Source organism: Methylobacillus sp. DLP286 (assembly GCF_056636515.1).
The window spans coordinates 268,446-288,457 of the sequence record NZ_CM153145.1 but is presented as its reverse complement, the minus strand read 5'-3'; the positions used below and the strand labels follow the sequence as shown (position 1 = coordinate 288,457).

18 protein-coding genes are annotated in these 20,012 nt (G+C 56.4%); 12 read left to right on the top strand and 6 right to left on the bottom strand.

Annotation, left to right across the window (positions count from 1 at the left end; translation table 11 throughout):
• Nucleotides 1-44 precede the first annotated feature (44 nt).
• The 3 genes from lapB (at nucleotide 45) to ACWXTG_RS01320 (ending at nucleotide 2,320) form a co-directional block, all read left to right on the top strand.
• Nucleotides 45-1,208 (top strand): lipopolysaccharide assembly protein LapB, encoded by a 1,164-nt coding sequence (gene lapB / locus ACWXTG_RS01330; RefSeq protein WP_309564863.1) that lies wholly within the window; start codon nucleotides 45-47, stop codon nucleotides 1,206-1,208.
• Complete coding sequence (gene pyrF, locus ACWXTG_RS01325) at nucleotides 1,205-1,903, top strand: orotidine-5'-phosphate decarboxylase (protein WP_480220432.1); 699 nt, start codon at nucleotides 1,205-1,207, stop codon at nucleotides 1,901-1,903. The genes lapB and pyrF overlap by 4 nt, the downstream gene beginning before the upstream one ends.
• 117 nt (nucleotides 1,904-2,020) lie before the next feature.
• On the top strand, nucleotides 2,021-2,320 hold the full coding sequence (locus ACWXTG_RS01320; protein WP_309564861.1) for a ComEA family DNA-binding protein: 300 nt from the start codon (nucleotides 2,021-2,023) through the stop codon (nucleotides 2,318-2,320).
• A gap of 60 nt (nucleotides 2,321-2,380) precedes the next feature.
• Here ACWXTG_RS01320 and metG read toward each other — a convergent pair whose 3' ends face one another.
• Complete coding sequence (gene metG, locus ACWXTG_RS01315; RefSeq protein WP_309564860.1) at nucleotides 2,381-4,444, bottom strand: methionine--tRNA ligase; 2,064 nt, start codon at nucleotides 4,442-4,444, stop codon at nucleotides 2,381-2,383.
• Between the two features lie 118 nt (nucleotides 4,445-4,562).
• On the opposite strand from metG, the gene apbC reads away from it, so the two are divergent.
• Complete coding sequence (gene apbC, locus ACWXTG_RS01310; protein ID WP_309564859.1) at nucleotides 4,563-5,651, top strand: iron-sulfur cluster carrier protein ApbC; 1,089 nt, start codon at nucleotides 4,563-4,565, stop codon at nucleotides 5,649-5,651.
• Between the two features lie 68 nt (nucleotides 5,652-5,719).
• Here the strand turns inward: apbC and pgl are convergent, their stop codons facing one another.
• Complete coding sequence (gene pgl / locus ACWXTG_RS01305) at nucleotides 5,720-6,427, bottom strand: 6-phosphogluconolactonase (RefSeq protein WP_309564858.1); 708 nt, start codon at nucleotides 6,425-6,427, stop codon at nucleotides 5,720-5,722.
• Nucleotides 6,428-6,575: 148 nt separating this feature from the next.
• Between pgl and gnd the strand changes: the two genes are divergently transcribed.
• The 4 genes from gnd to ACWXTG_RS01285 all read left to right on the top strand — a co-directional run bounded on the left by gnd (nucleotide 6,576) and on the right by ACWXTG_RS01285 (nucleotide 12,191).
• On the top strand, nucleotides 6,576-7,487 hold the full coding sequence (gnd, locus tag ACWXTG_RS01300; RefSeq protein WP_480220431.1) for a phosphogluconate dehydrogenase (NAD(+)-dependent, decarboxylating): 912 nt from the start codon (nucleotides 6,576-6,578) through the stop codon (nucleotides 7,485-7,487).
• 62 nt (nucleotides 7,488-7,549) lie between these two features.
• Nucleotides 7,550-9,028, top strand: coding sequence for a glucose-6-phosphate dehydrogenase (zwf, locus tag ACWXTG_RS01295; RefSeq protein ID WP_480220430.1), 1,479 nt, complete (start codon nucleotides 7,550-7,552; stop codon nucleotides 9,026-9,028).
• 223 nt (nucleotides 9,029-9,251) lie between these two features.
• Complete coding sequence (dcd, locus tag ACWXTG_RS01290) at nucleotides 9,252-9,818, top strand: dCTP deaminase (RefSeq protein ID WP_309564855.1); 567 nt, start codon at nucleotides 9,252-9,254, stop codon at nucleotides 9,816-9,818.
• A 132-nt stretch (nucleotides 9,819-9,950) separates the two neighbouring features.
• Entirely contained in the window at nucleotides 9,951-12,191 is a 2,241-nt protein-coding gene (locus tag ACWXTG_RS01285) for an Orn/Lys/Arg family decarboxylase (protein ID WP_309564854.1), read from the top strand.
• Between the two features lie 76 nt (nucleotides 12,192-12,267).
• On the opposite strand, the gene ACWXTG_RS01280 is transcribed toward ACWXTG_RS01285, so the two are convergent.
• Nucleotides 12,268-12,753, bottom strand: a complete 486-nt coding sequence (locus tag ACWXTG_RS01280; RefSeq protein ID WP_480220429.1) for a dihydrofolate reductase — start codon at nucleotides 12,751-12,753, stop codon at nucleotides 12,268-12,270.
• Nucleotides 12,754-12,895: 142 nt separating this feature from the next.
• Here ACWXTG_RS01280 and ACWXTG_RS01275 point away from each other — a divergent pair, with 142 nt between their 5' ends.
• The 4 genes from ACWXTG_RS01275 to ACWXTG_RS01260 all read left to right on the top strand — a co-directional run bounded on the left by ACWXTG_RS01275 (nucleotide 12,896) and on the right by ACWXTG_RS01260 (nucleotide 16,952).
• Complete coding sequence (locus ACWXTG_RS01275) at nucleotides 12,896-14,332, top strand: HAMP domain-containing sensor histidine kinase (RefSeq protein ID WP_407994234.1); 1,437 nt, start codon at nucleotides 12,896-12,898, stop codon at nucleotides 14,330-14,332.
• Complete coding sequence (locus ACWXTG_RS01270; protein WP_407994235.1) at nucleotides 14,329-14,910, top strand: hypothetical protein; 582 nt, start codon at nucleotides 14,329-14,331, stop codon at nucleotides 14,908-14,910. The genes ACWXTG_RS01275 and ACWXTG_RS01270 overlap by 4 nt, the downstream gene beginning before the upstream one ends.
• Complete coding sequence (locus ACWXTG_RS01265; protein WP_309564850.1) at nucleotides 14,907-16,277, top strand: sigma 54-interacting transcriptional regulator; 1,371 nt, start codon at nucleotides 14,907-14,909, stop codon at nucleotides 16,275-16,277. Before ACWXTG_RS01270 ends, ACWXTG_RS01265 begins: the two co-directional genes overlap by 4 nt.
• Before the next feature lie 282 nt (nucleotides 16,278-16,559).
• Complete coding sequence (locus ACWXTG_RS01260; protein ID WP_309564849.1) at nucleotides 16,560-16,952, top strand: hypothetical protein; 393 nt, start codon at nucleotides 16,560-16,562, stop codon at nucleotides 16,950-16,952.
• 123 nt (nucleotides 16,953-17,075) lie between these two features.
• On the opposite strand, the gene ACWXTG_RS01255 is transcribed toward ACWXTG_RS01260, so the two are convergent.
• The 3 genes from ACWXTG_RS01255 to ACWXTG_RS01245 form a co-directional block, all read right to left on the bottom strand.
• Entirely contained in the window at nucleotides 17,076-17,273 is a 198-nt protein-coding gene (locus ACWXTG_RS01255; RefSeq protein ID WP_309564848.1) for a YjfB family protein, read from the bottom strand.
• 158 nt (nucleotides 17,274-17,431) lie between these two features.
• Nucleotides 17,432-17,956 carry a PepSY domain-containing protein gene (locus ACWXTG_RS01250; RefSeq protein ID WP_480220428.1) on the bottom strand — a complete coding sequence of 175 codons (525 nt, stop codon included), beginning with the start codon at nucleotides 17,954-17,956 and terminating at the stop codon, nucleotides 17,432-17,434.
• A 102-nt stretch (nucleotides 17,957-18,058) separates the two neighbouring features.
• Complete coding sequence (locus ACWXTG_RS01245; RefSeq protein ID WP_480220427.1) at nucleotides 18,059-19,933, bottom strand: putative bifunctional diguanylate cyclase/phosphodiesterase; 1,875 nt, start codon at nucleotides 19,931-19,933, stop codon at nucleotides 18,059-18,061.
• Nucleotides 19,934-20,012: the final 79 nt, after the last annotated feature.

Below are 20,012 nucleotides of genomic sequence, written 5' to 3'. Positions count from 1 at the left end.
TAGCTGAATGCCTGTCATGTTGATTACAGGCCTGGAAACCGATCATGGAATTTGAATACTGGTGGCTACTCGCCCTCCCCCTTTTTTTCACGCTTGGCTGGCTGGCCGCACGCGTGGATATCAATCAACTGCTGACCGAATCCACCGCCTTGCCCGCAGCTTATTTCAAGGGCTTGAACTTCCTTATCAGCGACCAGCATGACAAGGCGATAGAAGCCTTCATCGAAGCCGTGCAAGCCAATGCCGACTCCATGGAGCTGCATTTCGCGCTGGGCAGCCTGTTCCGCCGCCGTGGCGAGGTAGACCGTGCCATTCACCTGCACCTCAACCTGCTGGAGCGCAAGGAGCTGCCGGACCAGCAGAAGCAGGCTGTCATGGCGGAGCTCGCGCAAGATTACCTCAAGGCCGGCCTGTTCGACCGCGCCGAAGAGCTATTTAGCTCATTGCACGACAGCCGCTACAAGCAGACCGCATTACGCGCGCTGCTGGAAATCTATATCCGCGAGCGCGAATGGCACCATGCCATCAAAAGCGCCATAGAGCTCGAACGCCTGTCCGGCATTTCCTTCCGTAAGGAAGTGGCGCAATTCCACTGTGAAATCGCGATGAAGGCCATTCTTGAACATGATGCACATAGCGCGCGCCATGAGTTGGAAACGGCAATTGAAGCCGACAAGCGCTGTGTCCGCGCCAACATCATGCTGGGCGATCTCGAGGCCGGCACCGGCAACCACAAACAGGCCATCTCCTTCTGGAAGCGCGTGGAGTTCCAGCGTCCCGAATATCTCGGGCTCGTCGCCCCCAAACTGCTCAACAGCTACAAGGCGTTGAACAGCCTGGATGAGGGCATCGCCCTGCTCAAGGGTTATTTGCAGACATACAAGCTTCCCGCCATCCTCAACCTGGTCTATGAAACCACCTTGAGCGAAGAAGGGGCGGCCAGCGCCGAAGAACTTGCGCGGGAGGAACTGCGCCGCAAACCCAGCCTGCAGACCCTGGATCAGTTCCTGCGTGCGCAATCGCTGTTGGAAGGTGCCAACCAGCAGGATGCCTTGCTGATGCAGCAGACCGTACGTTACGCCATTGGCAACCGCAGCGCGCATTACTGCGACCAATGCGGCTTCCGCGCGCGCAACTTCCATTGGCAATGCCCGGCATGCAATGCCTGGGAATCCCTCTCACCCGAAACCAAAGAATCCGCCGTATGACCGACCCCAAGATTATCGTCGCCCTTGACTACGCCGATGCTGCAAGCGCCCTCGGGCTGGCCCGGCAACTCGACCCTACCCTGTGCCGGCTCAAGGTAGGCAAGGAGCTGTTCACGGCTGCCGGCCCGCAACTGGTGGAAGAGCTGGTCAAGCGCGGCTTTGGCGTGTTCCTCGACCTCAAGTTCCACGACATTCCCAACACGGTTGCCAAGGCTTGCGAAGCGGCAAGCAAACTCGGCATATGGATGCTCAACGTGCATGCTTCAGGCGGCAGCCAGATGATGCAGGCAGCACGCGAGGGCGTTGCCCGCAGCGGCCATTCGCCATTACTGATTGCAGTCACCGTCTTGACCAGTATGAACCAGCAAGGACTGACAGAACTGGGAATTGCTACCCCGCTTGAACAGCATGTGCTACGCCTGGCAGCACTCGCGCAGCAAGCAGGCCTGGACGGCGTTGTCTGCTCCGCCCAGGAAGCCCCTGTGCTGCGCCGGACACTGGGCAATGACTTCTGCCTGGTGACGCCCGGCATCCGCCCTGCCGATGCCGCCATCGACGACCAGTCCCGCGTGGTCACTCCTGCCGATGCACTTGCACTGGGCTCCAATTATCTGGTGATAGGCCGTCCCATCACCAAGGCTGTCGACCCGTTGGCCGTCCTGCATCATATCCGGGAATCAATCCTGGAAAAATAAGGAAAATCGCTTACAAAAAAACTATACTTTCCTCCAATAGCTCATGCTCAACATGTGGCATATGATGGCTTTTCCCTGGAACAACAGGGTCTTACCAACATTTTAGAGGAGAGCATCATGAAGTCTTTGTTGTTTGCAGTCCTGATCTTGTTTGGGTTGACGTTCAATGCCATGGCCGCGGTTGACCTCAATACCGCCTCTGCGGTGGAACTGGAATCGGTAAAAGGCATCGGCCCGGCAAAAGCCCAGGCGATTGTCGATTACCGCAAGGCTAACGGCAATTTCAAGTCGGTTGACGACTTGGGCAACGTGAAAGGGTTTGGCAAGAAGAGCGTAGACAACCTGCGCGGTGAGCTTTCCGTCGGCAAAACGCCCAAGGCGGAAAAAGCGACAACGGCGAAAAACGACAAGAAATAAGCGCCGCATTAAAAAGCAAAAGCCCCTTCATAGGGGCTTTTGCTTTATCTGGCAATCTATTTATTTAACGCGCATGCCTGGTTGGGCGCCGCTATCCGGCGAGAGGATAAATGGCCCGCCTCGCTCGTCGCTCGCAGCAAGCACCATGCCTTCCGACAGGCCGAACTTCATCTTGCGCGGGGCAAGGTTCGCCACCATCACGGTCAAGCGCCCCTTCAGGCTTTCAGGATCATAGGCGGACTTGATACCTGCAAAGACTTGGCGCGGCTTTTCCTCGCCAATGTCCAGGCTCAGCTTGAGCAGCTTTTCAGCGCCTTCCACATGCTCTGCATTGACGATGCGTGCAATACGCAAATCCACCTTGGTGAAATCGTCGATCGAGATGTAAGCATCTTCCTGTGCCGCATCCTGCGCTGCCTGCTTTTGTGCTGGCACCGCAGCGGCCTGGGTTTGCAGCGATTCCTTATTCGCTTCGACCATGGCTTCCACATGCTTGGGGTCAATACGGGTAATCAGGTGTTGATAGGCCTGTATCTGGTGGCCGGCCGGCAAGGGGCGGTCAATATCCGCCCAGGTCAACGGATCGATATTGAGGAATGTCTCGATAGCTTGCGCCAATCCCGGCAATACCGGCTTGAGGTACAAGGTGAGCAGGCGGAATATTTCCAGGGCGGCAGAGCAGACTTCATGCAGCGCGGCCGTTTGCTCGGGCTGCTTCGCCAACTCCCATGGCGCGTGTTCAGCCACATAGGCATTGGCCTTGTCCGCCAGCGCCATGATGTCGCGCAGGGCGCGTGCGGTATCGCGGTTGTCGAAACTGTCGCGTATGCCGTCCGCGGCGGCGCGCAACTCGGCAATCACCGCATTCTCGCCCACGGCGGCCAGCTTGCCGTCGAAGCGCTTGGCAATAAATCCGGCAGTACGGCTGGCAATGTTGATGTACTTGCCCACCAGGTCGCTGTTCACGCGCGCGACGAAATCCTCCAGGTTGAGGTCGATATCCTCCATGGTGCCGTTGAGCTTGGCCGCGTAGTAATAGCGCAGGTACTCGGGATTCTTCACGTGGTCGAGATAGCTGCGCGCGGTGATGAAGGTGCCGCGCGACTTGGACATTTTCTCGCCGTTCACGGTGAGGAAGCCGTGGGCGAATATCCGCGTGGGCTGGCGATAGCCGGAGAATTTCAATGTGGCGGGCCAGAACAGGGCGTGGAAATACAGGATATCCTTGCCGATGAAGTGGTATAGCTCGGCTTGGCTGTCCTGCTTCCAGTACTCGTCGAAATCCAGTCCTTCGCGCGTTGCAAGGTTCTTGAAGCTCGCCATGTAGCCGATAGGCGCATCGAGCCAGACATAGAAATACTTGCCCGGCGCATCGGGAATCTCGAAACCGAAGTACGGCGCATCGCGGGAGATATCCCAGTCCGACAGGCCCGAGGCAAACCATTCCCCCATCTTGTTGGCGGCTTCCGGCTGCAAGGTGCCGGAGCGCGTCCATTGCTTGAGGAAATCCTCGCACTCGCTCAGCTTGAAGAAATAATGCTCGGTTTCCTTGCGCACCGGCGTCGCACCCGACACAGCGGAATAAGGCGCAATCAATTCGGTCGGACTATACGTCGTGCCGCAGGATTCGCAGGAGTCGCCATACTGGTCCTTGGCATGGCACTTGGGACATTCGCCCTTGATGAAGCGGTCGGGCAGGAACATGTTCTTGACTGGGTCGTAATACTGCTCGATCGTGCGCGTGGCGATCTTGTCGTTCGCCTTGAGCTCGCGGTAAATCCTGCTGGACAACTCGCGGTTTTCCTCGGAATTGGTGGAATAATAGTTGTCAAAAGCCACCAGGAAATCGCTGAAGTCCGCATAGTGCTCGGTGTGTACGCGGCCGATCAGCTCCTCCGGCGTGATGCCCTCTTTTTCCGCACGCAGCATGATGGGCGTGCCATGGGTGTCGTCGGCGCAGACGTAATGCACGGTATGTCCCTGCATCTTCTGGAAACGCACCCAGACGTCGCTCTGGACGTACTCCACCATGTGGCCAAGATGAATGCTGCCATTGGCATAAGGCAAAGCAGAGGTAACCAGTAATTTGCGTGACGCGGTGTTGGCAGGCGTGTTTCCGGACATGATCATCAATCATTAAACGACAAAAGAGAATCTCGCATTCTAGCAAACTGCCACGGTTTCACATAAGCAATCCGCATGCGCTAGAATGTCCCATCCAACGAATCTGCAGGAAAACCACATGCCGCTTACCGAATCCCAGGTGCAGGATGCCCTTCGCGCCGTGATTGACCCCAACACCGGCAAGGACTTCGTCGGCAGCAAGTCTGCACGCCAGATTGCCATTGCCGGCAGCCATGTCTCGGTCGATATCGTGCTCGATTACCCGGCACGCAGCGTTCTGGGAGACATCAGGGACTTGGTGACGCAAGCGGTCAAGTCGTTGCCCGATGTAGATACCGTCACGGTGGGCGTCACCAGCCGCATTGTCTCGCACAAGGTGCAACGCGGCGTACAGCTCATCCCCAACGTCAAGAACATCATCGCCGTCGCTTCTGGCAAGGGCGGCGTCGGCAAATCCACCACGGCAGTCAACCTGGCCCTGGCCCTGGCCGCGGAAGGCGCGCGCGTCGGTATTCTTGATGCAGACATCTATGGCCCCTCGCAGCCGCAGATGCTGGGCCTGAGCGGCAAGCCAGAAAGCACTGACGGCAAGAGCATGGAGCCGTTGGAACACTACGGCGTGCAGGCCATGTCCATCGGCTTCCTGGTCGATGTCGATACGCCCATGGTCTGGCGCGGCCCGATGGTCGTGGGCGCATTGGAGCAATTACTGCGCGACACGCGCTGGAAGGACCTGGACTACCTGGTGGTCGACCTGCCCCCGGGCACAGGGGACATCCAGCTCACCCTGGCGCAGAAAGTGCCGGTCACCGGCGCCATCATCGTGACCACCCCGCAGGACATTGCCCTGCTGGATGCACGCAAGGGGCTCAAAATGTTCGAGAAGGTCGGCATTCCCATCCTCGGCATCGTCGAGAACATGAGCACGCATATCTGTTCGCAATGCGGGCATGAAGAGCACATATTCGGCGCCGGGGGCGCGGCCAGGATGTGCGCCGACTACGATACGGAACTATTGGGCAGCCTGCCGCTGGATATCCGCATCCGCGAAGAGACTGACGGCGGCAAGCCCACCGTCGCCGCCGACCCGGCAGGCGAGATTGCCGGCATCTACAAATCGATTGCCCGCCGTGCCGCGGTCAAGTTGGCAGACCTGAGCCAGGATTACAGCAGCAAGTTCCCCAATATCGTGATCCAGAAAACCTGAGACAGAGACTTCAGGCCTCCCAAACCATCAAGGCCCTCGCCGGGCCTTAATGGTTTGACATGTCAGCTTTATAAATTCACGCCAAATATATAGACATCCACGCCGTTTTTGGGCTTGATCAGGCTAGCCGGGATAGGCTCGCCGCGGCGCCAGTTGTCCACGGCTTCCTGCTTGCCCGCGCCGGTGACGAAGAAGATGACTTCCCGTGCCTGGCTCAGGCGCGCGGCACTGATGGAGACCCGCTCCGGCGGAGGTTTGGGCGCATCGAACACCGGCACTGCCGACTGCGCGTCGTCCCAGCTATGACCGGGAAACAGGCTGGCGGTATGGCCGTCCTCGCCCAAACCCAGCAACACGAGATCGAAGTCGCCCACCGCTGCCAAGGTCTGGTTGTACGCCTGTGCCGCTTCCACCGGGCCTCGCTCCGCTGGAATGTCGTGAACCTGGGATGAGGGAATCGCCACATGCTTGAGCCAGGCTTCATGCGCCATCAGACTATTGCGCTCTTCATGCTCAGGCGGCAGGCAACGGTCATCGCCGTAGAATACATGCCATTTGCTCCAGTCGGTGTCGATCCTGGGCAGCAACTGGTAGATGCTCTTGGGGGTGCTACCGCCGGCGAGCACGATGCTGAACTTGCCATGGCCCGCAATGGCATTGCGCGCAGCCTCTTCGATATGCTCGACGGCGCTGCTGTATAGCGCCTCCTGCGCGCTGTACACCTGCCATCGGCTCACCTGATTATTAATCACCAGGGACTGTGTTGTATTTTGCATGATATAAAACCTTCACGTTATAATTACCGAGCTCTATCTTGAGAATTTTAACATTATCAACCCAGGCCCATCTCATCTAAAACGGTCTTGCCCAAAAGGAAGCGCCTCAAAGTGACGATGGCATGATCCTCATCAAGGAAAAAACTCAATGAAACTCGCAATCATCGGTCTAGGAAAAATGGGCGGCAACATGGCGCGCCGCCTCCTGAAACACGGCATCGAAGTCGTCGGCTTCGATTTCAACCAGGATGCAGTGAACCAGATTTCCCTGACCCACGGCATGGTTCCCGCCACCTCCGTCGCAGATGCGGTGTCCAAGCTGTCGGGCGAAGCCAAGAAAATCGTCTGGATCATGCTGCCTAGCGGCGAGATCACCGAAAACCAGATCAAGGACCTGGTGCCACTGCTGGGCAAGGGCGACATCATCGTCGATGGCGGCAACTCAAACTACAAGCATAGCCAACGCCGTGGCGCATGGCTGGCCGAGCATGGCATTGATTTCATTGACTGTGGGACTTCCGGCGGCATCTGGGGTCTGGAAAACGGCTACTGCCTGATGTACGGCGGCACCAAGGAAGCAGCCGATACCATTGAGCCAATTGCCAAGGCGCTGACTCACGAAGATCGTGGCTGGGCTCATGTCGGCCCGATTGGTTCCGGCCACTTCACCAAGATGATCCATAACGGCATCGAGTACGGCATGATGCAGGCGTTTGCCGAAGGCCTGGACCTGCTCAAGGGCAAGGAAGAATTCAACCTCGATCTTGCCCAGATCACCGAACTCTGGCGTCATGGCTCCGTCGTCCGCAGCTGGCTGCTGGACCTGACCGCCGAAGCATTGGCGCATGACCAGGAACTCTCCACGATCGCCCCGTACGTCGCAGACTCCGGCGAAGGCCGCTGGACCGTGGTGGAAGCCGTGGATCAAGGCGTGGCGGCTCCAGTATTGACCGTGGCATTGCAAGCGCGTTTCAGAAGCCAGGACTCCAAAGGCTATAGCTACAAGCTGCTGTCCCTGATGCGCAACGCGTTTGGCGGCCACGCAGTCAAGACCAAGTAATACGCCCAGGCCATGCCCAGGCATGGCCTTTTATGATATCCATCCTATTTAGAGAATACTGAATGAAAGTCATAGACCCCTGTACCTTTGTCCTGTTTGGTGCGAGCGGCAACCTCTCCCGCATCAAGCTCATGCCTGGCCTGTTCCGTCTTGACCAGGCAGGCCGCTTGCCGGAAAAAATGGCCATCCTTTCTGTCGGGCGGGGCCAGGTTGCCCGCGAAGCCTGGTTGGCCGACATCAAGGGCATGCTGGATGCCAAGTTTCCCAAGGGCTATGACCAGGCAGTGTTCAAGCGCTTCATCGAGCGCCACCACTACCATGCCAATCCGCCCGATGATGCCACCTCCTTCACCCGCCTGAAGGAGACCTTGTCGAACGAGGCCGTTTTCCCGCAGAACCTGGCTTATTTCCTCTCCGTGCGCCCTTCCGACTTCGCGACCATCGTCGACCAGCTGGCTGGCGTCGGGCTGACCCAGGAAGACAAATACTGGCGTCGCGTCGTCGTGGAAAAGCCGTTCGGCACTGACTTGAAGACCGCGCAGGAGCTGCAATCCTCGATCACCAAGCACCTCAAGGAAAGCCAGATCTACCGCATCGACCATTATCTCGGTAAATCCGCCCTGCAGAACATCATGCTGCAACGTTTTGCCAATGCCATCCTCGAGCCCTTGTGGAACAAGAACTACATCGACCACGTACAGATCACCAACACCGAACAGCTCGGCGTCGGCGAGCGTACTCAGTTCTACGATGCCACGGGCGCCTTGCGCGACATGATCCAGAGCCACGTGCTGCAAACCCTGGCGCTGACCGCCATGGAGCAGCCCGCATCATTGAGCCCGGATGATATCCGCGCCGAAAAGATCAAGGTGCTGGAAGCCATTCGCCCGATTCCAGTCAACGAACTGGAAAAGAACGCATTCCGTGCGCAATACTCCGCAGGCGAAGTCAAGGGCGAAAAAGTGCCTGGCTACCTGGAAGAACTCGGCGACAATAGCAGCGTGGTGGAAACCTATGCCGCGCTCAAGCTGTTCATCGACAACCCGCGCTGGGAAGGCGTACCTTTCTATATCCGCACTGCCAAGCGCCTGCACGAGGCAGACACCCGCATCGCGATCCGCTTCAAGAAAGCGCCGCTGCAACTGGGCAACGGGCAAGACCAGAACTGGCTCATCATCGGCATCCAGCCGCGTGAGTGCATCAAGCTGGAAATCCAGTCCAAGATTCCCGGCCTGGATATCGCTACCCGCACGATCGAGCTCGATGGCGCCAACCGCCAGGAAGGCGATGAAACCATCGACGCCTACGAGGCCTTGCTATTGAACCTGATGGAAGGCGACAACTCGCTCTACCTGCACATCAGCGAGGTGGAAGCCCAGTGGCGCCTGGTCGACCCGATCATCGAGGCCTGGGCCAAGGACCGCAAGCCTGTGTATCAATACCCTGCCGGCAGCAGCGACCCGGAAGCCTCCAAGGTGATTTTCGAGCACGAAGACCAGTTCTGGCGCTATAGCATCAAGCTGGGCGGCGACAAGCATTAAGAGCGGCTGCAAAACTCTCCTGGCGTTGTTGCTTTGCTTGTCGTACGACTTGTACTGTCTGCGGCAAAGCGCCTAGCCAGGAGCGCTTCGCTCAGTTTTGTAACCACTCTAAGCCTTTTTGAATTTTTGACAAACTGATCAAAGCGTAGTGATCCGGATGACTGGCGAGAAAAGCCGGTTATCCGTACACTTCGCTTTTTTGTCTTTCTGACGGAAGAACATAATGAGCATCAAATCCGACAAATGGATACGCCGCATGGCAGAACAGCATGGCATGATCGAGCCATTCGAGCCCAACCTGATCCGTGAGGTCAACGGCCAGAAGATCGTCTCCTACGGCACTTCGAGCTATGGCTACGATATCCGTTGCGCTGATGAATTCAAGGTCTTCACCAATATCAACAGCACGATTGTCGATCCCAAGAATTTCGATCCCAATTCATTTGTCGAATTCAAGAACGATTTCTGCATTATTCCGCCTAACTCATTTGCCTTGGCACGCACGGTCGAGTATTTCCGCATCCCGCGCAGCGTATTGACCGTATGTTTGGGCAAGTCCACCTACGCGCGTTGCGGCATTATCGTCAACGTCACCCCTTTCGAGCCGGAATGGGAAGGCTACGTTACATTGGAGTTCAGCAATACCACCCCGCTGCCGGCCAAGATCTATGCCGGCGAAGGTTGTGCCCAGGTGTTGTTCCTCGAATCTGATGAAGAATGCGAGACCTCCTACAAGGACAGGGGCGGCAAGTATCAGGGCCAGGTGGGAGTCACCCTGCCAAAAATCTGACCGCAACACATGGCCCGCGGTCATATTAATCGCGAGTGATTGTGCTATATTGCGCTTTTTTAATGAGGGGTCTGTTGCCAGGTTGTCCGTGAACAATCTGGCAACAGACCCTGTATGCCTTTAGGAGGCTTCATGAAATTCCGTTTCCCCGTCGTCATCATTGACGAGGACTTCCGCTCAGAAAACTCTTCCGGTCTCGGCATCCGCGTACTTGCCAAGGCGATCGAGGATGAAGGATTCGAGGTGCTGGGCGTCACCAGCTACGGCGACCTGACTTCGTTCGCCCAGCAGCAAAGCCGCGCCTCTGCCTTCATCCTGTCGATAGATGACGAGGAGTTCATCGAGGAATCGCCGGAAGCGCTGGAAAACCTGCGTAATTTCGTGGATGAGATCCGCTTCCGCAACGAGGAAATCCCCATCTTCCTGCACGGCGAAACCCGTACCTCGCGCCATATACCCAATGAAATCCTGCGCGAACTGAATGGCTTCATCCATATGTTCGAAGATACGCCCGAATTCGTCGCGCGCTACATCGTGCGTGAAGCCCGCACCTACTTGGACAGCCTGCCGCCGCCCTTCTTCCGCGCCCTCACCCATTACGCGGCAGACGGCTCATATTCCTGGCACTGTCCCGGCCACTCCGGCGGCGTCGCCTTCCTCAAGTCGCCGGTCGGCCAGATGTTCCACCAGTTCTTCGGCGAAAACATGCTGCGCGCCGATGTCTGCAATGCAGTGGACGAACTGGGGCAACTGCTCGACCACACCGGACCGGTGGCGGCTTCCGAGCGCAATGCGGCACGCATCTTCAATTGCGACCACCTCTATTTCGTCACCAACGGCACCTCCACCTCCAACAAGATCGTCTGGAATTCCACCGTGGCGCCGGGCGACGTGGTGATCGTGGATCGCAATTGCCACAAGTCGGTACTGCACTCCATCATCATGACCGGCGCGATCCCGATCTTCCTGATGCCGACTCGCAACCATTTCGGCATCATCGGCCCTATCCCGAAAGAAGAATTCTCCTGGGAAAACATCCAAAAAAAGCTGGAAGCGAATCCTTTCATCGGCGACAAGACTGTCAAGCCGCGCGTGCTGACCATCACCCAGTCCACCTACGACGGCGTGCTCTACAACGTCGAGGAGATCAAGGAGATGCTCGACGGCAAGATCGACACATTGCATTTCGACGAAGCCTGGCTGCCGCACGCCACTTTCCATGATTTCTATGGCGATTACCACGCCATCGGCGCGGATCGCCCGCGTTGCAAGGAATCCATGGTGTTTTCCACCCAGTCCACCCACAAATTGCTCGCCGGCTTGAGCCAGGCATCGCAAATCCTGGTGCAGGACGCGCAGGACATACAACTGGACCGCGACCTCTTCAACGAGGCCTATCTCATGCACACGTCGACCAGCCCGCAATACTCCATCATTGCCAGCTGCGATGTCGCCGCAGCCATGATGGAAGCGCCGGGCGGCACCGCCCTGGTAGAGGAGTCCATCATGGAAGCCCTGGATTTCCGCCGCGCTATGCGCAAGGTGGACGAGGAATGGGGCAGCGACTGGTGGTTCAAGGTCTGGGGGCCGGACGACCTCTCCGAGGAAGGCATAGAGGAGCGCGCCGCCTGGATGCTGAAGGCCGGCGAACGCTGGCACGGCTTTGGCAATCTCGCCGAAGGCTTCAACATGCTGGATCCGATCAAGGCCACCATCATCACGCCGGGACTGGATGTGGATGGCGCGTTCTCCGACGAGATCGGCATTCCCGCCGCCATCGTCACCAAGTACCTGGCCGAACATGGCGTGATTGTGGAGAAAACCGGCCTCTACTCTTTCTTTATCATGTTCACCATCGGCATCACCAAGGGCCGCTGGAACACCATGGTGACGGCCTTGCAGCAGTTCAAGGACGACTACGACAAGAACCAGCCGCTATGGAAGGTGTTGCCGGAGTTTGTCGCCAAGCATCCGCGCTACGAGCGCATCGGCCTGCGCGAATTGTGCACCCAGATCCACGAAATATACAAAGCCAATGACGTGGCGCGCCTGACAACGGAAATGTATCTGTCCAACATGATCCCTGCCATGAAGCCTACCGATGCGTTCGCCAAGGTGGCCCACCGCAAGATCGACCGCGTCCTGATCGACGAACTGGAAGGCCGCATTACCGCGGTGTTGCTGACGCCCTACCCGCCTGGCATTCCGCTGCTGATTCCCGGCGAGCGCTTCAACAAGGTCATTATCAACTACCTGCGTTTCGCGCGCGACTTCAACGAGCGCTTTCCTGGCTTCGAGACCGACGTACACGGACTGGTGAAGGAGGTCGTGGATGGCAAGGCGCGCTACTTTGTGGATTGCGTTGCCAATTGAGACTTAAATTGAACCTGCGAGACCACGCAGGTTCAACCCAGCTGTTTCCAAGCTGTTGCGTTACCTGTCTCGCTCGCTATTGCTTGCGTTCATAAGTCAGGTAGCGGAACAGCAGGCCCTTGGCGCTGACCGCTGCCTCGTTTGACACTTCCCGCCAGTCTTGCAAATCGAACTCCGGCAGGAAGGCATCGCCCGCAAACTCGGCGTCAATCTCAGTGATGTAGAGGCGGTCGGCCAGCTTCAATCCCGCCTGGTATAGCTCCGCCCCGCCGATCAGGAATGCCTCGTCGTCATTCGCAGCCAGGTCAATCGCCTGCTCCAAACTATTGGCAATCACGGCGCCTGGCACCTGGTAATCCTGGTTGCGCGTCACAATGACAGTGGTACGGTCCGGCAGCAAGCGATTGAGCGACTCGTAAGTCTTGCGGCCCATGATGATATGATGCCCCGTGGTCAAGGCGCGGAAACGCTTGAGGTCTTCCGGCAGATGCCAGGGCAAGGTGTTGTTCAGGCCGATGACACGGTTCTGGGCAACAGCGACGATAAGAGATAGATTAGCCATGGCATCATTATACTTGGAGTTGCTTGCCAAGGTTTTGTAGGACAAGCGTATGCCCGTTCCAAATGAGATAGTTTAAGATTAAGGCCGGTTTCCTCCTCCATCACTCAAGCATCGCTAACGATAAAGAAACGGAACACAAGTTTTGCAGATTGCCTACCCAAAATCCTTTCTCAAGCTGCTCTTGATCGGCTTTGCGCTAGCCATGCTGCCGCTGCTGTTCGCGTTTGGCAACGCCGCCCTCTACCTAGACCGGCTCGCTACCCAGAGCCGCGATGCAGTGACCCAGGCAGTACAGGCCACGCGCGCAAGCCGTGCCCTCGTCGAGCAGATCACTTTCATGGAGCGCAGCGCGCGGCAGTATTTCGTGCTGGAAGATGAATCGCTGCTGGAAAACTATGAAAAAGCGCATGAGAAATTTGTCGATTCATGGCAGGACCTGGACCAGCTTCCCATGACCAGCAAGCAGAAGCTTGCCCTGGTCAGGCTCTCCGCCGAGGAGCAATCGCTTTTCCAAAGCGTCGTACAATATCCTAGCGAATCCGCACCTATCGAAGAAATCGTTGGCCGCTTTGCGGACCTGACAGCCCAAGCCCAAGATATCCTGGATGAAAATAACCGGCAGATAGACCGGGAATCCGCCATCCTCGCCGAAACTGCCGAGCGCACCCAGCAAATCATGCTCTGGCAGACACTCACCTTGATCCCGGTCGCATTGCTGGTCGCACTTATGATCACCTTCCTGCTGGCGCAGCCGATCCGGCGCATGGATGCAGCCATCCGCAAGCTAGGCGAAGGCGACTATACCGAACCCATCAGCATTGACGGGCCCGGCGACCTGCGCAACCTGGGCGAGCGCCTGGACTGGCTGCGGGCGCAACTGAACGAGCTCGACCAGCAAAAGCAACGCTTCCTGCGCAATGTCTCCCATGAGCTGAAAACCCCGCTCACTGCAATCCGGGAAGGCAGCGAACTGCTCAGCGACGAAGTCGGCGGCACCCTAACGCCTCAGCAGCGCGAAATTGCCGGTATCCTGCGTGAAAGCAGCTTAAGGCTGCAAAAAATGATAGAAAACCTGCTGAGTTACACCGCCGTGCAATTTCATGCGCCGCAGCTCAAGTTGGAGCCCGTCGCCCTGACCAAGCTCGCAGAGGAAATCCTGGCAGATTACTCCTTGACCATCAGCAGCAAGAATATCGACATCCAACGGGATTTCTTCCCTACCGAAATCCAGGCAGACCGCGAGAAAATTCATTCCGTGCTGGACAACCTCGTTTCCAATGCCATCAAATACACATCGTCATCTAGTAGCATCCGCATCAGCATCACGCACCAGGCTGACCAGGCCATCATCGAAGTGCATGACGGCGGACCAGGGGTCATGTCTGCCGACAAGGCCAAGCTGTTTGATCCGTTCTACCGTGGCGACAGCGTCTATGAAAGCCTGGTCAGCGGCAGCGGCCTCGGACTGTCAATAGCCAAGGAATACGTTGACGCCCATGGCGGTGAAATCATTTTATTACCTTCAGAACGCGGTGCTCATTTCCGCGTCTCCCTCCCCTTGAAAGCTGCGACCAAATGAACCCGAAATACCTGCTCCCGATTGCAATGACAGGCATGCTGCTCAACGCATGCGCACACCAGGCTAAGCCAACTGCCGCCCCCGGCAGCCAGGAAGCCCTGTCAAGCCAGGCCGCTCAGCCTGCCGTCAACAAAGGACACCATCCCGCCCCCGACTTGCTGGAATTCGTCAGCAATTTTTCCGAGCTGCCATTGGAGTCCCAGAAAAAGGAACTGGCAGAAGCCTTGCAGAAAATCAGCAGCAACAATAACGACTTACATCAGAAAACGCGGCTCGCAATCATCTATGCCATCCCGACCAGCAAGCTGCGCGACCCGCTCAAGGCACAACCCTTGCTTGATGAGTTGGCGCGCGAAAAACGGCTGAGCAAGGAAGAAGGCGCCATTGTGTCCATCCTCCGGGAAAATGCGGCAGAAACCGCCAAGCTCAACCAGCGCCTGCGCGAGGAACTGCGGCGCGCTGAAGAAAACCAGCAAAAAGCCAATGGCCTGCAGCAAAAGCTGGACGAATTAAAGAAAATTGAGAGGACCATGATGCAGAAATCGCTGAAAGATCCGAACCGGAGCAGCAGTAAATGACTGAAGCAGCAAAGAAAATTCTTACCGTTGATGATGACCCCGATATCCTCAAGCTCATGGGCATGCGGCTGCAGGCAGCTGGTTATCAGGTCATAACGGCAACCAACGCGGAGGAAGCACTGTCGCAAATTGCCATCAGCCGGCCTAGCCTTGTCATCACGGATTTACGCATGCCGGGCATGGACGGCCTGGCCTTGTTCGATGTCATCCATCAATCCGATCCCTCCTTGCCCGTGATCATGGTCACGGCCCACGGCTCGATCCCCGAGGCTGTGGACGCCACGCAGCGTGGCGTATTCGGCTTTCTCACCAAGCCGTTCGACAGCAAGTCGTTGCTGCAGCAGGTAGAGGCTGCATTGCGCATCGGCACGGGGTCGCTGCAGCATAACGCGCAGGATGAGGACAACGAATGGCGCAAGAGCATCATCACCCGCAGTCCGCAGATGGAAAACCTGCTCGGGCAAGCCAAGCTCATGGCGATTTCCGATGCCAGCGTGTTTATCCAGGGGGAGAGCGGCACCGGCAAGGAGCTGCTTGCACGCGCCATCCACCACGCCAGCCCGCGCCGGGACAAGCCTTTTGTCGCCATCAATTGCGGCGCCATCCCTGAAGCATTGCTGGAATCAGAACTCTTCGGCCATAGCAAGGGAGCATTTACCGGCGCCCTTCGCGACCACAAGGGGCTGTTCCAGACCGCCGATGGCGGCACCCTGTTCCTGGATGAAATTGGAGACATGCCGCTCCCCTTGCAGGTAAAACTGCTCCGCGCCTTGCAGGAGCGCGCCATCCGGCCTGTAGGCGCCAATGCCAGCATCAATATCGATGTGCGGGTGATTTCGGCGACCCACCGCAACCTTGCGGAGGAAATGAAGTCGGGAAGGTTTCGCGAGGACTTGTACTATCGCATCAACGTAGTCGGCCTTGAAATCCCGGCCCTGGCTGCGCGGCGCGAAGACATCTCCCTATTGGCCAATAACTTCCTCAATGAACTGACCAGCAAATACCGCAAAAAACTCAACGGCTTTGCCCCTGAAGCCTTGGAGCTGCTGATTGCCGCGCCATGGCCGGGCAATGTCCGCCAATTGCAGAACATCGTCGAGCAAACGGTAGTGCTCTGTACCACGCCCTTGATCCCGGCCACCTTGGTACAAAAAGCGCTGCAAGAAGACATCGGCGGCATCGTGCCGTTCGAAGTCGCCCGCAAGAACTTTGAGCGCGACTACCTGGTCAAGCTGCTCAAGGCCACCAATGGCGGCGTGACGCAAGCGGCACGCCTGGCCCAACGAAACCGTACCGAGTTCTATAAATTGTTACAGCGCCACCAACTTACGCCAGCGTTGTTCAAAAACGACAACACCCCCAACTGATGTCTCTTTCAGGAGACGTGGCTATTCTTTTATTTTCAATAAGTTAATCAAACGTTAAGGATTTTGTCTCACTTTTGAGACAAAATCCTTATGAGAGAATACTCCCAATAAAACCTTATCTATTTGATTATTAAAGATTTAATTAAGTTGGCACACTCTTCGCTATATAGTCATTAAATATTTCGGCTGCATACACCAAGCAAAATCAATAGTCGGAGATGTAAAAGTATGGGATCCAATATCAAGAAAACGCACCCTATGGTTCTGGTCGCTGCAACGGCCATGACGATATTCAGCCTGGTTGGAAGCGCCGCGATTACCGGCCTGATTCCTGTCGCGCATACCTATCGTCCTGACCTGGCGCAGGAATTGATTACCGATCCCAATGCAGCCATGGTGATCAGCAACACGCTCAACCAGGGGATGGAAAATTCCCGCGAGAGCGAGCCAGTCCGCTCCACCTGCACGGACTGCGGCATTATCGTGTCGATCCGTTCTTTCGAGAACAATATGGCAGACAGTTACAAGATGAATGAAAAAGTTGCTGGCGCAACTTATCTTATCAAGGTCAAGATGGGTGATGGACACTTTCATACCATTACCCAGTACAGTACGCCGCGCTACTCCGTGGGAGACAATGTCAAGCTCAAGAGTGGCCGGTTAGTGAGTGCATAGCATGTATTGAATCTCCAAGCTCCTCATAGCAGGCCTTTATCCTCCCCGAGAAGGTCTGCTTTTTTTCTTCAAAAAATAAAGCCCTGCAAAAGCAGGGCTTTATTTTTGTCTTGGCTTAAATTGTCAAGCCGTCGTATTCACGTTTTGTCCCAGGTGCGCTGGCAAATTGGCGGCAGGAGGTGAAGGCAATGCCTCCAGCAAAGCCAAGGCATTGGCCGAGCTGATATCCAAGGCCTTTTTCAATACCGTCGTCCCGACTTCCTGCTGCAAGCGCGTAGCCGCAAGGTCGGTGGCGACACTGGCAATTGCATTGACATCCATTGTGGTTCCCATCAATAACTTCGATATATTGATTAACGGCTCCCCAGAGCGGAAGTTAAGCCTTGCCTGCCAACTTTCTGGTTTCCATTCCATTAATAACAGGCAAAAAAAACGCCCCCGAAGGAGCGTTGTCGACTGTCCGTCCAGTCAAAAACCCATTATTCCTTGCCGATCTGGTAGAACTCTTGGTGGGATTCCACGATCTTGCCGCTAGTTGCGTCTACTTCAACCTTGAATTCCTTGCCATCCTTGGTCTTGATATCGAATTCGTAGGAGGCAGCGCCATTCTCCTCGATCTCATACTCAACCTCGATAATTTCGCCAGGATGTGCAGCCAGCGCTGTCTTGCGTGCGTCAGCTTCGCTTACCTTTTGCTTGGCCTTGAAAAGGGGATGGTCTGCAGAATCGACTTCCTGCTCCACTTCCACGATCTTGCCGATGTTAGCATCGCATTCTACATCCCAAGCGGTACCATCGCTAGACTCAATATCAAATTCATAGACTGGCGTCTTGCCTTCCAGCTTGTACTCCACCTTCACCACGGTACCCTGCTTGGTCTTGAGCGCAGCTTCCAGACAGGTTTCCAGGCTTACCTTGCCTTTAGGAAAGTGATGGTCGGCAAACGCCAGGCTGCTGGATACGGCCAAGGCCAGCGCGCTTATCGCAACGACGGTTTTTCCCATAATTAAGCTCCATGTAGTCATTATCTAATGTTGCAATTATAAATGAAGAAGCAAGAGTTGGGATAAACTCCCTATTTATTTAGGATTAAATCACGATTAAATTTACCGTGCCTTGCTTGCCAGGGCGATTTCCGTCATATGGGTTGCATCCATCGGGTGGCTGAACAAATAGCCTTGCACCATGTCGCTCCCCTGCTCCAGCAGGAATTGCAGCTGAGCCTTGGTCTCCACCCCTTCCGCCACCACTTCGAGCTTCAGGCTGTGCGCCATTTGGATGGTGGCCGTCGTAATCGCGACATCATCGGCATCGTATGGAATATCCCGGATAAAACTGCGATCGATCTTGAGGCGGCTGACCGGAAAACGCTTGAGATACGCCATTGACGAATAGCCTGTGCCAAAATCATCGATTGCCAGGTGCATGCCCATGGCCTTCAGGTCCATCAGACGGGCAGTCGTTACTTCCGCATCTTCCATCAGCACGGTTTCAGTAATTTCCAGCTCCAGCAAACTGCTATCCATGCCAGTTTGCTCAATGATCTTGGTCACGGCCTGCACCAAGTTCTCCTGGCGGAACTGACGGCCCGAGAGGTTGACGCTCATGCGCAGCGCCACTCCCATCTCTTTCCATTCCATGGCCTGCTTGCAAGCCTCTCGCAACGCCCACTCACCAATGCGCACGATCAGGCCGGTTTCTTCTGCGATCGGAATAAAACTGCTTGGATACAAGATGCCGCGTTGCGGATGATGCCAGCGTATCAAGGCTTCTACGCCGACCAGCTTGCGGCCCGGCAGGCTGAACTGCGGCTGGTAGTAGAGTTCGAACTGTCTTTCTTCCAACGCAACGCGCATTTCCGTCTCGAGGATCAAGCGTGTCGAGCTTTTATGATGCATTTCTGCCGAGAACATCTGGAAGTTGTTCTTGCCACGGCTCTTGGCGTAATACATGGCTGCATCGGCATCACGCAGCAGATGGGCGGCGTCATCCCCGTCGTAAGGATAGATGCTCGCGCCGATGCTGACGCCGATATAGAAGTTCCGCTCATTCATTACGATAGGCTGTGTCAGCGCCCGGATGAAGCGGTTGGCGACGGCCTCCACGTTCTCGACATCGGCCGGCTGGTTGAGGATCATGGCAAACTCATCCCCTCCTACACGGTAGACCGTGTCTTTCTTGCCCGCAGCAGACACCAAGCGCTGCGCGACCAGATGCAATAATCTGTCGCCGACATCATGGCCGAGGGTATCGTTGATGACCTTGAAATCATCCAGATCGAACACCAGCAATGCCAATACGCCATGACGATGGCGCGCTTCGTCCAACAATGCATGGAATCGCCGGTTGAAAGCATGACGGTTAGGAAGGTCGGTCACCGTATCGTAATTGGCGAGAAAGCCGGCACGCTCCTCGGCCTTCAGCATTGCACGCTGCAGCCGGCTCAACAACAAGGCGGCAGCAAACAAGGTGACCAGCATCACCGTCACTGTGGTGCCGATGTACCAAAGCAGCTGGCGATACAGCCCCTTCATGTTGGATCGCATATACAGCACGCCAATCTGCATGTCGTCAGATATCACGGGCTGCCATATTTCGATCTTCTGCAAATCCGCCTGGCGCTGGGCCTGGGCCACGACCATCATGTCGAACGGGCGCAACAGGCTGCCAGGCCGCACATATTCGGCAAAACGATTTTGCCGCATGTCATATAGCGTCGCCGTATCTATCTCCGGCGCTTCGGCCAGGCTGGCGAGCACTTCAGAGGCCACTTCCCGCTCCCCGCGCACCAGCGCCTGTGCAATATTGCCCGCCATGATGCGCATCTGGATCTGCATGGTGACGGCCATATTGTGCCTGAGCGAAGCATATTCCATGCTGATGAGTGTCACGGTGGCAATCAACAGTGCCAGGCCGACCGCCAGGATGTGCGCCACACGCAGTTTGGGCGGCACAGGTTGATGATGTGCGGAATTAACCATGAAACACTACGACCATGAATCGATAACGCTGACAGATTGATACGAAAAATAAACGCGCAACCATCGGCGCCCGCATCGC

Excerpts from the sequence above, each read along its gene's own strand:
- lapB (WP_309564863.1), top strand. The coding sequence starts at position 45 with ATGGAATTTGAATACTGGTGGCTACTCGCCCTCCCCCTTTTTTTCACG.
- ACWXTG_RS01270 (WP_407994235.1), top strand. The coding sequence starts at position 14,329 with ATGAACCCGAAATACCTGCTCCCGATTGCAATGACAGGCATGCTGCTC.
- pgl (WP_309564858.1), bottom strand. The coding sequence starts at position 6,427 with ATGCAAAATACAACACAGTCCCTGGTGATTAATAATCAGGTGAGCCGA.
- ACWXTG_RS01265 (WP_309564850.1), top strand. The coding sequence starts at position 14,907 with ATGACTGAAGCAGCAAAGAAAATTCTTACCGTTGATGATGACCCCGAT.
- pyrF (WP_480220432.1), top strand. The coding sequence starts at position 1,205 with ATGACCGACCCCAAGATTATCGTCGCCCTTGACTACGCCGATGCTGCA.
- zwf (WP_480220430.1), top strand. The coding sequence starts at position 7,550 with ATGAAAGTCATAGACCCCTGTACCTTTGTCCTGTTTGGTGCGAGCGGC.
- dcd (WP_309564855.1), top strand. The coding sequence starts at position 9,252 with ATGAGCATCAAATCCGACAAATGGATACGCCGCATGGCAGAACAGCAT.
- ACWXTG_RS01260 (WP_309564849.1), top strand. The coding sequence starts at position 16,560 with ATGACGATATTCAGCCTGGTTGGAAGCGCCGCGATTACCGGCCTGATT.
- gnd (WP_480220431.1), top strand. The coding sequence starts at position 6,576 with ATGAAACTCGCAATCATCGGTCTAGGAAAAATGGGCGGCAACATGGCG.
- apbC (WP_309564859.1), top strand. The coding sequence starts at position 4,563 with ATGCCGCTTACCGAATCCCAGGTGCAGGATGCCCTTCGCGCCGTGATT.
- ACWXTG_RS01285 (WP_309564854.1), top strand. The coding sequence starts at position 9,951 with ATGAAATTCCGTTTCCCCGTCGTCATCATTGACGAGGACTTCCGCTCA.
- metG (WP_309564860.1), bottom strand. The coding sequence starts at position 4,444 with ATGTCCGGAAACACGCCTGCCAACACCGCGTCACGCAAATTACTGGTT.
- ACWXTG_RS01280 (WP_480220429.1), bottom strand. The coding sequence starts at position 12,753 with ATGGCTAATCTATCTCTTATCGTCGCTGTTGCCCAGAACCGTGTCATC.
- ACWXTG_RS01245 (WP_480220427.1), bottom strand. The coding sequence starts at position 19,933 with ATGGTTAATTCCGCACATCATCAACCTGTGCCGCCCAAACTGCGTGTG.
- ACWXTG_RS01255 (WP_309564848.1), bottom strand. The coding sequence starts at position 17,273 with ATGGATGTCAATGCAATTGCCAGTGTCGCCACCGACCTTGCGGCTACG.
- ACWXTG_RS01320 (WP_309564861.1), top strand. The coding sequence starts at position 2,021 with ATGAAGTCTTTGTTGTTTGCAGTCCTGATCTTGTTTGGGTTGACGTTC.
- ACWXTG_RS01250 (WP_480220428.1), bottom strand. The coding sequence starts at position 17,956 with ATGGGAAAAACCGTCGTTGCGATAAGCGCGCTGGCCTTGGCCGTATCC.